Here is a 14,226-nt window from a genome sequence, read left to right as displayed (position 1 = left end):
TCTCCCTGTGTTTCATTGCCTTGGGGCCTGCCAATGTGGGCAGGCCCACGCACCAGAGATGCCGAACAGCTCTAGTGCTCTTCGGTGTGGGAACGTCGGATGGACGGTTACTGCGCCTTATGCTTAGCGATCATGTCCTCGACGATCTTGGCTTGCGCAGCCAACGCGCCACCGTGGCTGAACTGGAGGATCTCGGCCCCTTCCTCGGAGATGAAGTTGTGCGGAGCGGGCCAGTAGCAGCATTCCCCAGCGCGGCAAACGTCCTCGGTCCCGTCATGGTAGATGACCCGCAAAGTGCCCTTCAGGACGTAAGCCCAGTGTTCGACCCCGCACATATCGTGCGGCAATCCTTTCAGGAGCTGTGTGAAGTCGGTACCCGGGGCAAAGATGTGGTAGGCGCACTGCATACCGCCCCAGTTCTCCTCCCAGATCTTGAGGCCAGGGGTGTGCTGGGTGACGTAGTCGTCCACCGGCTTCATATCCAATAGTTTCTTTTTCATAGCATCAATCCTTTTTGCTTCACCGGACCGGCGGTGTGACGAGTTGTTTAAAGCCAGTCCCGGCCCCTGGACTAACCTGATTGTTCGCAACGACCCTGTCGCGCCAGACTTCGTCTCTAGAGAACTGTCCGGTAACGATAGCGCCTTTCCAATGGATGATTTTGATCTTCGTCAATGGTGTCGTGGTGAAAAGAAAGACTACCGTCAACGCACGAATGACTAGCAGTAGTAGACGCCAGCAGCACAGCGGCGAACGGTGCGGCGTGCCACTCCGGCCGCGCTGACCGGCGTGAGCGGACGCCCCACCCTTGCCTCGGCGGACGAGACAAGGCCGTGAGCGCCGGATATCGTCATTCGCTCTGAGGCTCCCAGCCCGATCAAGCCAAAGGCCACGGCAAGCAGAACCGTCTTGATTTTCCTGGTCGGGGTCATTGGGCACCTCCTGGAGAAAACTGGTTGGGCAACTCATCGATGTCGATGAGATCTTTCGGATCGACCTTCTTCGCGCCGGTCTCGTTCTTGAAAGCGAAATCGTCTGCGGCGACATCGCCGCCGGCCTTCCAGTCGCGGATCTGGACACTGTATTGCGGTCCCTGATCGACTTCCTTCGAGGTGATCACGTACCGGCACGGATACGGGTGCTCGCCCTGGGCGATCCATATCTGCCAGTCGACCTCCTTGGCGCGGAACGCCAGGTGATCGCATTCGGTGTCACCGATCACGCCGCTGCCGAGATCCTTGACGTCGACGACGTCACGCATCAGTTCTTCGTAGACGTTCGACAGCAGCAGGTCGGCACCAGGGACGGGCCGGTGATAGGTGTCCCTCAACTCATTGACCAGATGATCGATGCTGCCGGGGATGTCGGCCTGGGCGTAGAGATTGGCGTCCTTGCCAAACAGGGTCAGCGTTTTGCCGTCGAACGTCATCTCGACATTGGCAAACCCACCGTGGCGGTTGGCGCGTAACTTGTCCGGCCGGCTCAGCTCCACGGCACCGGAACTCGCCAGCAACAGCTTCTGGTGATCCTTGGTGACGATCTCGAGGCTGGTGTCGTATGAGAATGACACGGCCTCCTGCGCGGCCAAATAGTCGGACATGGCCTTGAGCAGACCCTTGGCATCTGCGTCGTCCGCGCGGGCATTTGGCGGAGCAGTTGCACTCAAGGCGAGCAACATTATCGCTAATGCTGGATATCTGGTCGCATTTGGCCCCTGGCTTGTCATTTTACAGTTCCTTGTCAATTGGCATTGCCACGAATGGGTGTCCTGTTACGCTTCGCCATTGATCGCGGGCCGCAGATAGGACCTGTCGGCAAGGGCGGCCTCGACAGCGAGGACCAGATCCGTTGCGAGGGCAGGCTTGGGCACAAAACCATCTGCGCCCGCTTGCAGGGCCGCATGCCCGACACTGGGTTCATCATGTACGCTGATGGCGATCAGCTTGAGCTTAGGGAACCGAACGCGCAGCCGGTTGATCACCCCCAACCCGTCCTTCCGCGTCAGCGAAAGGTCCACCACGGCTAGGTCCACCGGCATGCGATCGACCGTCTCGAATAGAGATTGCTCGTCGGCGACCATCACCACCACGTCGAAGGCACTCTCTAGAAGTCCCCGAACGCCATCGCTCAGACCAGAGTGGCGGTCCGCAAGCAGCGCGCATCGGATACCTTTGTCGATGGTGCCCTCCCCACAAATAACGACACAAGTCTCACTGACCCGGGGGGATGTCACCCAGCAAAATTACTGGTTCTCGCTTGAAAAATTACGGGGGCGGCCGGGCGCCGTCAGATCGCGACGATCCCGTGCTTGATGGCAAAGTGAATAAGCTCCGCACTGTTATGGAGGCCATGTGACTCCATCATCTGATATTTGTGGAACTCGACCGTGCGAGCCGAGATTGACAGCGCTTCGGCAATCTCCTTGGCTGAACGTCCTTCCGCCAGCAACTCCAGGATTTCGCGCTGGCGCGCCGTCACCGATGTGGTGGCGTCTGAGCCTCCTGCCCTACGGCCGATCTCGGCCATCACGTCACCCGCCAGCGAAGGTGCGATGAAGATCTTTCCTTTCAGGGCAGCATGAATGGCCATGACCAATTCAGCCGCCGCCGAGTGTTTTACCACGAACGCGGATGCGCCCGCATCGAGCGCCCGACGCGCATAGGCTGCGTTCTGATGCATGGTCAAAATGACCACTTTGATATTGGGGTTGTCACGTTTTATCCGCTCGATCGCTTCGATGCCGTTGAGGTGTGGCATGGAGATATCGGTCACCACGGCATCCGGACTGAGCTTTTTTGCAGCAGCGACAAGCGCGCGCCCGTCCTCGACCACGCCCACCAACTCGAACTCTTCAGCCAAAAGGCGCTTCAGCCCTTCGGCGATCATGACGTGGTCGTCAGCCAACAGCACGCGTGGTTTGCTCATGGTTTTCCTCCTGCAATGGCACCCACGCCAGGATAGTTGTTCCCTGGTTCCTCGCTGTTTCGATAGCCAGCTTACCCCCGATCAACTCTATGCGCTGGCGCATGCTGGCAAGTCCGAGGCTGGGTCTGACCCGCAGAGCTCCAGCATCGAAGCCGCTGCCGTCATCCTTGACCGAGAGATGTAGGCGGCCGTGCTTCTGACGAACCGAGACCCGCACCCTGGCTGCCCCGGCATGGCGGCCGATATTGCGCAGGGCCTCCTGCGTCACGCGGAACAGGCCGAGCGCGACCTCGGGCGACAGGCTGTCGGGAATTTCCTCGGCATCAACCTCAACCGGAATTTGCTCCAGTCTCGCAAAGCGATCGCACTCGGCCTGGAGCGCGTCGGCAAGGCCTAAGTCTTCAAGAATCGAGGGGTGAAGTTGGTAGGAAAGGGAATGGACGTCGGCGCTCAGTCGAACCAGTTCTTCGCGAATGTCGTGCATTGCGGCGCTGTCCGCCCTCGTCGTCGCATTCCGTTCGCCGCGGCCGGCATCGATCGCCAGGACCGCCAAGCGCTGCGTGACATCGTCATGCAGTTCGCGGGCAAGGCGCGAACGCTCCTCCTCGTGAACATTGATCAGCCGCCCGCTGAGTTCCCGCGCCGCCCCCTCTGCTCGTCTTAGGCGCCGGCGATGCTCGAGCAACGCGACTATGAACGCTGTCTCGATGAGACAAAGCAGGACGACCCCGATTATTGGCCAGCGATATTTCTGCCAGATCGTCGGCTCCCGAAACAGCACGATACTTCTGTGAGGCAGCCGGGATTCGCTGATCCCCCAGAGATCCAGCTCGCGCTTGTCAAACACAGGCGCACTCGGGCCTCGCGCCGGCGCAACAATTCCTCCGGGCGATTCGCCGTCGAGGATTCGCAAGGCAATGTCAGCCGCCTCGCTCGCCAGATCGTCGATGGGCAGCAACGGACCTCCGACGATACCCTCTCCGACTTGGCTGTCGAACAGGCCAAAAACCGGCCTGCTGGTTGCGGCATGCAGCCTGGCGAGCGCGCGCTCCTCCTCAAGCGGCACGCCTTCGGCGTCGACAACGAGAAGCCCATAAAGCACCACCGCACCGGATGGGAGAGCGGCGGTCCGACGCAGTATCTCGTCGAACGGCAGTCCATCGGACCACTCGAAGGCGAGCCGATCCTCAAATTGCTCAAATGCCTCAGCTAGTTCCTGCCTCCAGAATTTTTCGAGTGGAGAGCTGCCCATCACGACGAATACTTTCGTTGTCTCGGGCAGCACGTGCAGGATGTTCTTGATCACGGCCCGGAGATCCAGCCGCAACGGGAGCACGGCATCGTTCGCTGTCAGCGCATCTGCCTGTAGCCGGCGCTCCTCGACGGCCGTCACGAGCAACGGCGTGGAGGGGAACAGCCGATCGCGATGCGTCTGCGCAAACCGGGCCGCGGCTCCCCCGATTGTCACGACAAGGTCCGGCGGACGCTGAACAGAGAGCGCTTTGAGATAGTTCACAAATGGATCGTCATTCGGAGGGTCGGAAAAGCGAGCCGTTTCCAAGGATGCCTCATAGACGTCCAATGACCGTGGAGACCGGCTGATGAGGTCAGTGCGAAACTGAGCAGCAAACGAATTGTAGGGCGAAAAGCGAGGACCGAACGATTGGAGCAGCAAAACACGCTGTGACTGATCGGCTGAACTAGAAGCCGCCGCCATGCCTAGCAAGGCCACCGCTGCCAAGAAGCTTCGGCGAGCCGTCCTCCACATATTGTCCCCGGTCCCTTTCTGCTTCGTTCTGAAAAGGGACGACCCAAGGGCTCCCCCGAGGCCCATCCTTATATATTATATGCTAGTCTAATCTTGGCGTCATATCTTTGACTTCCGTCAAAGGCCTGACGGCGAATGCGATTGTGCCGCCCAGCCCTTAGAGATTGCCAGGCTGACCAGGCAATCTCCCCAGCCGAATGATCGGCAGATATTACAATCTGTTCAGTCTTCGTTGGCTTCCACGGCATCCCCCTACAACGGATTAACGAAATCCGCTTCGGGCCAGCCGACGAAGTACAGGCCCGGTTTAAGTCTGGCTGTTATCCTGCCGACCCGATGGCACTCGGCGTTGCTCAGGGCTTTCCGTTGCTGCCAATGCCATCACAACCAATGTCCACGCCGGAAATGCTTGCGCCACCGGCACCGCTTCCACTGCAAGAATGGGTAGAAGGGGCCAACGAAAGCCCAACAGGGCGAACAGGACGGCGGCGGTAGCGGCGTCCAACAGCAGCTGCCAAGGCGGAAGAAACGCTATGGCGATACCAAGAGCGTCGGATAGTACCGCAGCCAAAAGGGCACCTCGCCACCGCGGTGTTTTGCAAGCCGTCAAGAAGTTGAGGGCAAGGTTATTGGGCATTGATTCGACAACCGCAACTGCCGGTTTGGTTGCTTTCGTGTTTGAGGTTTGCTTCCGCACTTTGACGTCTGTCTCACTCGTGTTCTTTGATTTGAATCAAAGCCATGTGTCTAATCGTTAGACTTCTGCGCGGCGCTCGCGCTCCGCCTATAAGCAGACACCACAAGATCCGGGTTTCTTCGTTCATGGTAGTGGTATGGTGATGACACTATCTTGGCTGCCATTGGCTCAGCGATGGTTCACCACGCGCTCGGATGTCGCGGTGGCGGTCACTCCGACCATGCCAGAAAGTCGTGCCGCATGGAGTCACTGTGAGGTCGCCGGCGACAGTCGTAATATCCGTCCCGCTGGCTCGTCGGTCAGCGCCATGACCGCCCCGTCGGGAGCCTGCACCACGTCTCGGATACGCCTGCCGAGAGCGAGGACTTCCTCACCCGTCACCTGCTCGCCGTCAACCCTGACACGAACGATGCCTTCCGCCGACAACCCGCCAATCAGGAGGTCGCCTCGCCAGTCGGCAAACGTGTCGCCGGTGTAGAAGGTCATGCCGGAAGGCGAGATGACGGGCGTCCAGCTATGGATGGAACCGGCAAACTCCGGCCGGGTCGACGGATCGGGGATGCGTTCGCCCGAATAGTGCCGGCCCCAACTAACCGCGGGCCAGCCGTAATTCCTGCCTGCTTCCGGAATGTTCAGCTCGTCGCCGCCGCGCGGTCCCAGTTCCGCTGCCCAGAGCACGCCGGTTTCGGGATGGATCGCCGCGCTTTGCACATTGCGATGGCCGTAGGACCATATCTCGTCGGCGCCGTCCTTGCCGACGAAGGGATTGTCATCAGGCACGGAACCATCGGGATTGATGCGCACGATCGTCCCGAGATGATTGTTCGCATCCTGCGCCTGCCGCATCTTGAAGCGCTCGCCGAGCGTGACGAAGAGCTTGCCGTCCGGCGCGAATACCAGGCGGGAACCGTAGTGGTTCTGGCCGGAGACCGCCGGTTCCTGGCGGAAGATCACTTCGAAGCCCGAAAGCGCGCTCCCGTTGTCGTCCAGACGTGCACGACCGACGGATGTGGCCGCGCCGCCGGGGCGTTCCTCCGAATAGGAGAGATAGACCGTCCGGTTGTCGGCAAAGTCCGGATCGAGCGCCACATCCAAAAGGCCGCCTTGTCCGCCGGCGACGACGTCCGGCACACCGCCGATCGGATCGGAAACGGCCCCGTCGGTCGAGACGAGCCGCAGGCGCCCCGGACGCTCGGTGACCAGCAGCGCACCGTCCGGCAGGTAGGACGCGCCCCAGGGGTGTTCGAGCCCTTCGGCAAAGGTCTCGACTGCAATACGGCCTGTTTCGCTCTCTATGCTCCTGGAAGGGGCCTGTGCGAGCGTGGGCGCACTGAAGGCAACAAGAAAAGACGAAGCAATGAGTGTCCGCAGCATGATTTCTCCATCCGAACGGGGTACACGGAGGAGCCGCCGGCTCCCCCAATGCTTAATGACCGACTACCGATGCGGTTCCCGACCTGCGCGCCTGCGGTGAATTCCTCATGGGACGCACTCTGGCTCCGCCAGCCGTCGATCGCCGCATGAACGTACATAAGGTCTTGAAAAAGAACGGTGCGCCATCGGCTCGTGCCGTAAAACGCAGCGTTGGCCGGCTACATCAACGTAGATGTGGTCTCGTCGCTCTCCGGGGGCCGCCGATGGCATAGCAAAATCAGAAGGTTAGGCGGGGGTTTGGTTTCATCGTTAAAGGCCGCCTCGTGGGTGGGCACGAAAAGTTGACTTTTCGACCTGAAGATATGCCACTAGCCTGTCCTCGCCCTCAACAAAGCTAGGAGCCATAGGATGAAGACCGCTCTCTTGGTTATCGCCGCTCTGGGCCTTTCAGTGTCCGGCGCCGCAGCGGAATGTGTTGGCCACACCAAAACGACAGCTTCCGTGGATCAGCAAACCAAAGTGGCAAGCATCGCGAACAGCAGTGCGCCGACGGCTGCCGACGCCGCGACGACTGCCGACACGCCGATCCTCAAAAAGGACGAGGCGAAAGAGTCGGAATAGGCGCTTTGATACGAGCAAGCGCTAAGCCAACCGCTACGCAGGTATCGGCGAGCGCCTGATATTGGCCGAAGCATCTTCGGCTTCGCGCCACGAACGGCATTGTTCCCAATGCCCGCACAAACCGTTCGAAAGAGAGGCGTCGGGCTCGGCTCGGCGCCTCTCTCTGCTCTCCTCACTTGCTTGGGCTTGCTCACTTGCTCGACCACACCGCCAGCTCGTAGCCGTCCGGATCGGAAAAGTGGAAGCGCCGGCCGCCCGGGAAGGAATAGGCGGGCTTGACGATCTTCCCGCCAACCTCCTCGACGCGGCGCTGGGTCTCGTCCAGCCTGTCGGCATAGAGGATCACCAGCGGTCCGCCAGCCGTCTTTTTCTGGCCGCCGAGAGCAAAGCCGCCGAACAGGCGGCCGTCGTTGAACTCACAATAGCTCGGCCCGTAGTCCTTGAAGGACCAGCCGAAGGCCTTGCCATAGAAGTCGCGCGAGCGCGCGATGTCGCCCACGGAAAACTCGACATAGTCGATGCGCTTGTCGTTGCTGGATTTGGCCATGATCTTCTCCTTTCGTGCGCTTTGGAAGCTCAGCGTTCGAGCATTGCCTTCAGGTTGTTGAGGTCGCGCTGCACCGCGGCGGCGTCGGCGGCGAACGTCTCCTCCGTCATGTCCGGCGTCTTCAGAAGCGTAAACATGACCTCCGCGCCGGTGCCGTTGGGAACCACGCGCACCGCATTGCGGATTTCCTTGCCCTCGGCAAAGACGATGTGATCGAGGACACCGAATTCGTTGGGCCGGGAGAAGCGGATGCGGATGAGTCGGCCGTCGGGATCCTCCGCCGTCCAGTCCTCGCCCGATCTCTCGAAGCGCCTGCCGAGGCCTGCGGCCCAGCGCTGGAAATTTTCCGGGATGGAGGCGAAGTCGTAGACTTCGCGCCAGTCCCGGTCGATGGACACGGTGATGATACGGGAACTGTAGATAGTCATATCTGCCTCCTTTCCAATGAAGGCAGACTAAGCGGAACTGGCGGTGGCGTATTGAACGAAACGGCCAGTTCAGGCGCCGAGCTGTCGCAGGACCGTTGCGGGCGAGAAACCCGACAGACGCCGCACCTCGCGGGTGAGATGTGCCTGGTCGGAATAGCCCGCATCGAATGCAAGATCGGCCAGGCGGGGCTCGACGGACTGCCGTGCCAGGTTCAGAAACCGCTGGAAACGGAGGATTCGGTCAAGCGTCTTCGGACCATAGCCGAAAGCCTCCTGGCAGCGGCGGCGAAGCGTTCGCGGGCTGACGTCCAGCCGGTCGAGGATCACCGCCATGCCCGGCCCGGCGGATTCCGTTTTCAGCGCGTTGAAGGCAAATCCCATGTCCGGAGGCGGCGGCTCGACATCGGGCGCGCGCCTGGAGAGTGCCGCTTGCATCGCCCCCATCCGCTCCGCCGTGGAGGATGCGTCACCCATCCTCTGGGCGATTTCGCGCGCCAGCGCGCCCCAGAAATGACTGAGCGCCAGCCGGCTGCCGACGATCTCCGACATCGGCAGGCCGAGCCACCGGCTTGCCGCACCTGGTCGGAAGCGGGTGCCGATCACGGTAGTACCGGGAGTCAGCGTAGAGAGGGCAACGGCTATGTCGGGGCCTGCCACGACCAACTCGCCGTCGATCCAGATGATGTCGACGCAGCCGTCGGGGACCACGGCCGATAAGTGCCCTACCTCCGGTCGCAACGTATTGGACCAGACACATCGGAAATGCCCTTCGAGTGCGGCCGGAGGATCGAACTCGCGGTATTCCCCGATCGCTCCGGAAAGGATAGGCGCCCCGGAAAGGACGGGTGCTTCGGAAAGGACGGGTGCGTTGTCGTCAGAGGTCACGAGCCTCTCCTGTGAGGGACACGGTCGCAGGCATCGTCGGCCCGAAATCTATTGCGATGGCTGCTTGCTTCAACCCCTATTGTCGTTCTCAATACCCGCCTGGCCCGCCATTTTCCGCCGATTCCACGCCAACGGGCATGTTCTGACCGGTGATGGCGGAATGTCCGTGCAGATGTGACGATTGCGAAGCACCCGAGAAATCGCCAGGTGTCAAAACCTAGCCGTGGCGGGTCGTTGGCGCAAATCAGCACCATGAATAAATTCCTAGCATACCTGCCGTCACCTGTCAAGCTATTGCTTGTGGACCGGCAGGGCGACGGGCAGCGCGAGCCTAAGCGATCTGGCCTTGCTGCCCAACCTGTTCCAAGCAATCTCTTGACGTGTATGAACCAGACACGTTAGGGCGTCGGGTACTCAGCGCAACGCTCGGCGAACAAGCAAGGATCTTCCGGTTGATGGAAATTTTTACCGCCGCAGGCTTCTCGGCCCTGCTCCAGGTTATCGCCATCGACCTCGTACTTGCAGGCGACAACGCAATCGTCATCGGCCTTGCCGCGGCCGGCCTGCCGGCCGAACAGCGCAAGAAGGCCATCCTCATCGGCGTGCTGGCGGCAACCGTGCTGCGCATATGTTTTGCAGCGGTAACCGTTCAACTGCTCTTGATCGTCGGCCTGCTGCTGGCCGGCGGCATCCTGCTTCTGTGGGTTTGCTGGAAGATGTGGCGCGAACTGCGCACCTCCCATGCCGACGAGCTGGAAGCGACCGAGGCGCTGTCCGATTCCGATTTCGACGCGGATCAAAAGGTGGCCGGCAAGACGCCGCGCAAGACACTTGGCCAGGCAGCGCTGCAGATCGTCGTCGCCGACGTCTCGATGTCGCTCGACAACGTTCTGGCGGTCGCCGGTGCAGCGCGCGATCATTTCTCCGTGCTGATCATCGGCCTGGTTCTGTCGATCGCGCTGATGGGTCTGGCCGCAAGCTTCATAGCGAGGCTGCTGCACCGCCACCGCTGGATTGCCTATATCGGCCTGCTGATCATCCTCTATGTCGCGCTCGACATGATCTATCGAGGCGCGCTGGAAGTCTGGCCGCATGTGAACAACGCGGTGAGCTGACGCCGTCAGTCACGCCGCTTCGCCATTGGCATCTACACTCTTCGTGTTTCGTCGCGGCTGCCGCGGGCCATACCAATGCCGCAATAAGTGTGGTACTGCGCCGCCAATCCCGAAAAAGCCGGAAAACCTTCATGTCCGCTCCTCGCGTCAGCTTCGTCAGCCTTGGATGCCCGAAAGCCCTCGTGGATTCGGAGCGCATCATCACGCGCCTGCGCGCCGAGGGCTATGAGATCGCGCGCAAGCATGACGGCGCCGACCTCGTCGTCGTCAACACCTGCGGCTTCCTCGATTCGGCGCGCGATGAATCGCTAGACGCCATCGGCTCCGCCCTTTCGGAGAACGGCAGGGTCATCGTCACCGGTTGCCTCGGCGCCGAACCGGACGTGATCCGCGAAAAGCACCCCAACGTTCTCGCCATCACCGGTCCTCAGGCCTACGAGAGCGTGATGGCGGCGGTGCATGAGGCCGCGCCCCCGAGCCACGATCCCTATGTCGACCTTTTGCCGCCGCAAGGCGTCAAGCTCACGCCGCGCCACTACGCCTATCTCAAGATTTCGGAGGGCTGCAACAACCGCTGCACCTTCTGCATCATCCCGGCGCTGCGCGGCGATCTCGTCTCGCGGCCGGCGGCCGACGTGCTGCGCGAAGCCGAGAAACTGGCCAAGGCCGGCGTCAAGGAAATCCTGGTCATTTCGCAGGACACCAGTGCCTACGGCATCGACATCAAGTACCAGGCAAGCCAGTTCGGCGATCGCGAAGTGCGGGCAAAGTTCCTCGACCTGTCGGAGGAGCTCGGCAAGCTCGGCGTCTGGGTGCGCATGCATTATGTCTACCCCTACCCGCACGTCGCCGACGTCATCCCGCTGATGGCCGAAGGAAAGATCCTTCCCTATCTGGATATCCCGTTCCAGCATGCCTCGCCGCAGGTGCTGAAGAACATGCGCCGGCCGGCGCACGGCGAAAAAACGCTCGAGCGTATTCGCGGCTGGCGCGAAATCTGTCCGGATCTCGCCATCCGCTCCACCTTCATCGTCGGCTTCCCCGGCGAGACGGACGATGATTTCGAGATGCTGCTCGACTGGCTGGACGAAGCCAGGATCGACCGCGCCGGCTGTTTCAAATACGAGCCGGTCAGGGGCGCGCGCTCCAACGAGCTCGGCCTCGAACAGGTACCGCAGGAGATCAAGGAGGCGCGTTGGCACCGCTTCATGCAGCGCCAGCAGAAGATCTCGGCAACGCAGCTCGCCAGGAAGGTCGGCAAGCGCCTGCCCGTCCTGATCGACGAGGCGCATGGCACCTCGGCGAAGGGCCGCACCAAATACGACGCGCCCGAAATCGACGGCTCGGTGCATATCCAGTCGCGGCGCCCGTTGCGCGCCGGCGACATCGTCACCGTCAAGATCGACCGCGCCGACGCCTACGATCTCTACGGCTCGGCGGTCTGATCGCCAGCGGGGCGAAGGCCCCTTCTGCTAGGACGTGATCGTTTCGCTTACACGGATCAGGGTCTGCCTGAGCCAGGCGTGACCGGGATCGCTGTCGTTCCTCCGATGCCAGAGCAGGGTTTCCTGATAACCGGAGTAGTCGAAGGGTAGCGGAAAAGAGCGCAGGCGCGGCCATTCCGCCAGACGGATTACGTTTGCCGACAAGGTGCAGATCATGTCCGTCTCGGCAATGATGGCCGGTACGGCGAGCGCATAAGGCAGGCTCATTGCAACGGTCCGCTTCAGGCCGCGGTCGTCCAACAGGCGATCGATGTAGCCCTTCAGGTCGCCGACATGAGTGACTAGCAAGTGCGGATACTTCAGAAAAAGTTCGAGCGTCAGCGCGTCGCGAATTTCAGGATGCTCGGCCGAGACGATCGATATCCAGTTCACGTGGAAGAGCGATGCACGTTTGATCGTCGTCGGCGCATCGGGCAGGATAGTGATCGCAAGGTCGATCGAGCCCTTCTCGAGATAATCAACGATCTCCTGTCGGTGCAAGCTGCGCAAGACGATCGAAACTCTTGGTGCCGCTGAACGGAGCACCGGCATCAGTCTGGGCATCAAAGTCGCCGCGATGTGATCGGTAGTCGCGATCCTGAAGATGCGGCCCGATCGCTCCGGCGAGAACTGACCGAATCCTCCCAGCGCATCCTGGATCTGGCGTAGCGCGGCCCGGATCGGATCGGCGAGATCGAGCGCCTTTTCGGTCGGCCGCACGCCATCGGCATGACGGACGAAGAGATCGTCGGCGAAGAGCCGACGCAGATGGCCGAGACGCTTGCTCATCGCCGGCTGGCTGAGCCCGATACGGGCTGCCGCCCCGCTCACGCTCCCTTCGCTGAGTAGGGAGTCGAAGGCGACGAGTAGATTCAGATCGACAGCAGCCAGATTCACCCGAGCCCTCCGGAACTTTATTACCGAAAAGAATATGTGGATGTCAAATATCGATTGGACGACTGAGAGCGAGGCTGGAAAATCCCACCATCCAAATGGAGACATCGATGCGACGCCGTTCTCTCGCTGCACTTGTGTTGTTCCTGATGCCGAGCCTCTCAAGCGCTCAGCCGTCCGAAGATAACAGCGGGGCCGTCTTCGTGCTGTCGGATGTCGATATGGTGCCGACTGTCTACGAGACGGGCGAACTCGGGCCTCCAGACCCTCATCATGTGGATACGCTGTCCATCATCACATCGCCGACGGAGCGATCTCGCTCTGTTGCGATGATGGAGGTTTCGAATTCGACCTATGGGCCGCCCGGAGCGCTCGACATCTCCCTGGACGGCCAATTCGCTTTCGTCGCCGAGACTTTCCATCAACGGCCCGAAGGAGCCACCCGCCTCGACCATCTGCAGCAGGGCGACACGATCCGATCGCTCCGGCTCGATGGCGACCGCTCGTCGGTCGTCGACAGCATACGGATCGGAATCCAGCCGCAGGCGATCCATCTCAATCCAGCAGGCGATCTTATCGCCGCGATTACTGTCGCTGCCGACCGCGAAATCACCTTCGTTCCGGTCAGGAAGGGGCGGTTTGGCCCGGTCTTCAGCTTCGGACTCGGCCTTGACCCGTCAACGGGTTTCATTCCATTGAAGGCGACCTGGGTGCAGTGGCATCCAAGCGGCCGGTACATCGCGGTCAATCTCGTCGATCGTGGTCAGGTCGCTTTCTATGAGGTGCTGCGCGGAAAGAGCGGAGCGGTTTCGGCCATTCGTCCGTGGGGCAATCGCGTCCAGACGAACAAGTTTCCCTTTGTCGGCCGCTTCTCGCCGGACGGCCGCTACTACATTACCTCCGATGTTCAATGGGGCATCGATACGGTCGGCTTCTATGGGGTTCAGGAGGGCATTCTCACCACGGTCCGGCTTGCTGATGTCGGCGCGACGGGCGACGCGGCAAGGCATACCGTGCCTCCATCGCGCTTGGTAGCTGGGGGGCCGAAACGATCGCCTTCAGCCCCCACGGCCGCTTTCTCGTCACGTCCAATCTTCGCGGTACCGGCAAGCCGGACGGCTCGCGCGAGTGGACGAAGGACGCCTCGCTCAGCCTCTATGAACTGGACGCCGAAACAGGGCGACTGTTACCGCATGGCGAATGGCCGCTCGCGGGCATGCTGCCGCAAGGCCTCGCTTTTGATCGGACGGGGCAAAACCTCTTCGTTGGCGTGAACCGTTACCGCAATGACGCAGCGCCTCTTGGCGGCGCCGTCGAGATATGGCGGATCACCACGCAAGGGCGCCCCGCGCTCACTCCCACATCGGATCGCATCAGGCTGCCTGCTGGCGTCCACACCAGAGTCGCCCGCTGATCCCGGTGCGGGACAGCAGCCGGTTGGCATTCGAAGAAAGGGCGCCCAAAGGCGCTGCCCAAAGGCGCCCTCTC

Annotated in this window: 15 protein-coding genes; 4 read left to right on the top strand and 11 right to left on the bottom strand. The window is 61.3% G+C overall.

The window, feature by feature from the left end; all coding sequences use genetic code 11:
* Positions 1-107: 107 nt before the first annotated feature.
* The 7 genes from AC0NID_RS22280 to AC0NID_RS22250 all read right to left on the bottom strand — a co-directional run bounded on the left by AC0NID_RS22280 (position 108) and on the right by AC0NID_RS22250 (position 6,764).
* Positions 108-500: a cupin domain-containing protein gene (locus tag AC0NID_RS22280; protein ID WP_473456267.1), complete on the bottom strand. Its 393-nt coding sequence runs from the start codon at positions 498-500 to the stop codon at positions 108-110.
* Between the two features lie 219 nt (positions 501-719).
* Positions 720-932, bottom strand: a complete 213-nt coding sequence (locus AC0NID_RS22275; protein WP_473456268.1) for a hypothetical protein — start codon at positions 930-932, stop codon at positions 720-722.
* Positions 929-1,678 carry a DUF2092 domain-containing protein gene (locus AC0NID_RS22270; protein ID WP_473456269.1) on the bottom strand — a complete coding sequence of 250 codons (750 nt, stop codon included), beginning with the start codon at positions 1,676-1,678 and terminating at the stop codon, positions 929-931. The genes AC0NID_RS22275 and AC0NID_RS22270 overlap by 4 nt, the downstream gene beginning before the upstream one ends.
* A 93-nt stretch (positions 1,679-1,771) precedes the next feature.
* Entirely contained in the window at positions 1,772-2,233 is a 462-nt protein-coding gene (locus AC0NID_RS22265) for a response regulator (protein WP_473456270.1), read from the bottom strand.
* Between the two features lie 53 nt (positions 2,234-2,286).
* Positions 2,287-2,925: a response regulator gene (locus AC0NID_RS22260; protein WP_473456271.1), complete on the bottom strand. Its 639-nt coding sequence runs from the start codon at positions 2,923-2,925 to the stop codon at positions 2,287-2,289.
* Positions 2,897-4,507 carry a sensor histidine kinase gene (locus AC0NID_RS22255; RefSeq protein WP_473456272.1) on the bottom strand — a complete coding sequence of 537 codons (1,611 nt, stop codon included), beginning with the start codon at positions 4,505-4,507 and terminating at the stop codon, positions 2,897-2,899. Before AC0NID_RS22255 ends, AC0NID_RS22260 begins: the two co-directional genes overlap by 29 nt.
* Positions 4,508-5,636: 1,129 nt before the next feature.
* On the bottom strand, positions 5,637-6,764 hold the full coding sequence (locus tag AC0NID_RS22250) for a PQQ-dependent sugar dehydrogenase (RefSeq protein WP_473456273.1): 1,128 nt from the start codon (positions 6,762-6,764) through the stop codon (positions 5,637-5,639).
* Positions 6,765-7,172: 408 nt separating this feature from the next.
* Here AC0NID_RS22250 and AC0NID_RS22245 point away from each other — a divergent pair, with 408 nt between their 5' ends.
* On the top strand, positions 7,173-7,385 hold the full coding sequence (locus AC0NID_RS22245; protein ID WP_473456274.1) for a hypothetical protein: 213 nt from the start codon (positions 7,173-7,175) through the stop codon (positions 7,383-7,385).
* A 190-nt stretch (positions 7,386-7,575) separates the two neighbouring features.
* On the opposite strand, the gene AC0NID_RS22240 is transcribed toward AC0NID_RS22245, so the two are convergent.
* The 3 genes from AC0NID_RS22240 to AC0NID_RS22230 form a co-directional block, all read right to left on the bottom strand.
* Positions 7,576-7,932 (bottom strand): VOC family protein, encoded by a 357-nt coding sequence (locus AC0NID_RS22240; protein WP_292167444.1) that lies wholly within the window; start codon positions 7,930-7,932, stop codon positions 7,576-7,578.
* 29 nt (positions 7,933-7,961) lie between these two features.
* On the bottom strand, positions 7,962-8,360 hold the full coding sequence (locus AC0NID_RS22235; protein ID WP_473456275.1) for an SRPBCC family protein: 399 nt from the start codon (positions 8,358-8,360) through the stop codon (positions 7,962-7,964).
* 69 nt (positions 8,361-8,429) lie between these two features.
* Positions 8,430-9,245 carry an AraC family transcriptional regulator gene (locus AC0NID_RS22230; protein WP_473456276.1) on the bottom strand — a complete coding sequence of 272 codons (816 nt, stop codon included), beginning with the start codon at positions 9,243-9,245 and terminating at the stop codon, positions 8,430-8,432.
* 455 nt (positions 9,246-9,700) lie between these two features.
* Here AC0NID_RS22230 and AC0NID_RS22225 point away from each other — a divergent pair, with 455 nt between their 5' ends.
* Complete coding sequence (locus AC0NID_RS22225; protein WP_473456277.1) at positions 9,701-10,360, top strand: TerC family protein; 660 nt, start codon at positions 9,701-9,703, stop codon at positions 10,358-10,360.
* 131 nt (positions 10,361-10,491) lie between these two features.
* Positions 10,492-11,805: a 30S ribosomal protein S12 methylthiotransferase RimO gene (gene rimO / locus AC0NID_RS22220; RefSeq protein ID WP_473456278.1), complete on the top strand. Its 1,314-nt coding sequence runs from the start codon at positions 10,492-10,494 to the stop codon at positions 11,803-11,805.
* A 27-nt stretch (positions 11,806-11,832) separates the two neighbouring features.
* Here the strand turns inward: rimO and AC0NID_RS22215 are convergent, their stop codons facing one another.
* Positions 11,833-12,741, bottom strand: coding sequence for a LysR substrate-binding domain-containing protein (locus AC0NID_RS22215; RefSeq protein WP_473456279.1), 909 nt, complete (start codon positions 12,739-12,741; stop codon positions 11,833-11,835).
* A 1,018-nt stretch (positions 12,742-13,759) separates the two neighbouring features.
* Between AC0NID_RS22215 and AC0NID_RS22210 the strand changes: the two genes are divergently transcribed.
* Positions 13,760-14,152, top strand: coding sequence for a beta-propeller fold lactonase family protein (locus AC0NID_RS22210; RefSeq protein ID WP_473522298.1), 393 nt, complete (start codon positions 13,760-13,762; stop codon positions 14,150-14,152).
* Positions 14,153-14,226 lie beyond the last annotated feature (74 nt).

The organism is Mesorhizobium sp. WSM4821 (assembly GCF_055901555.1).
The sequence above is the reverse complement of the archived record's forward strand: the minus strand, read 5'-3'. Positions and strand labels throughout refer to the sequence as shown.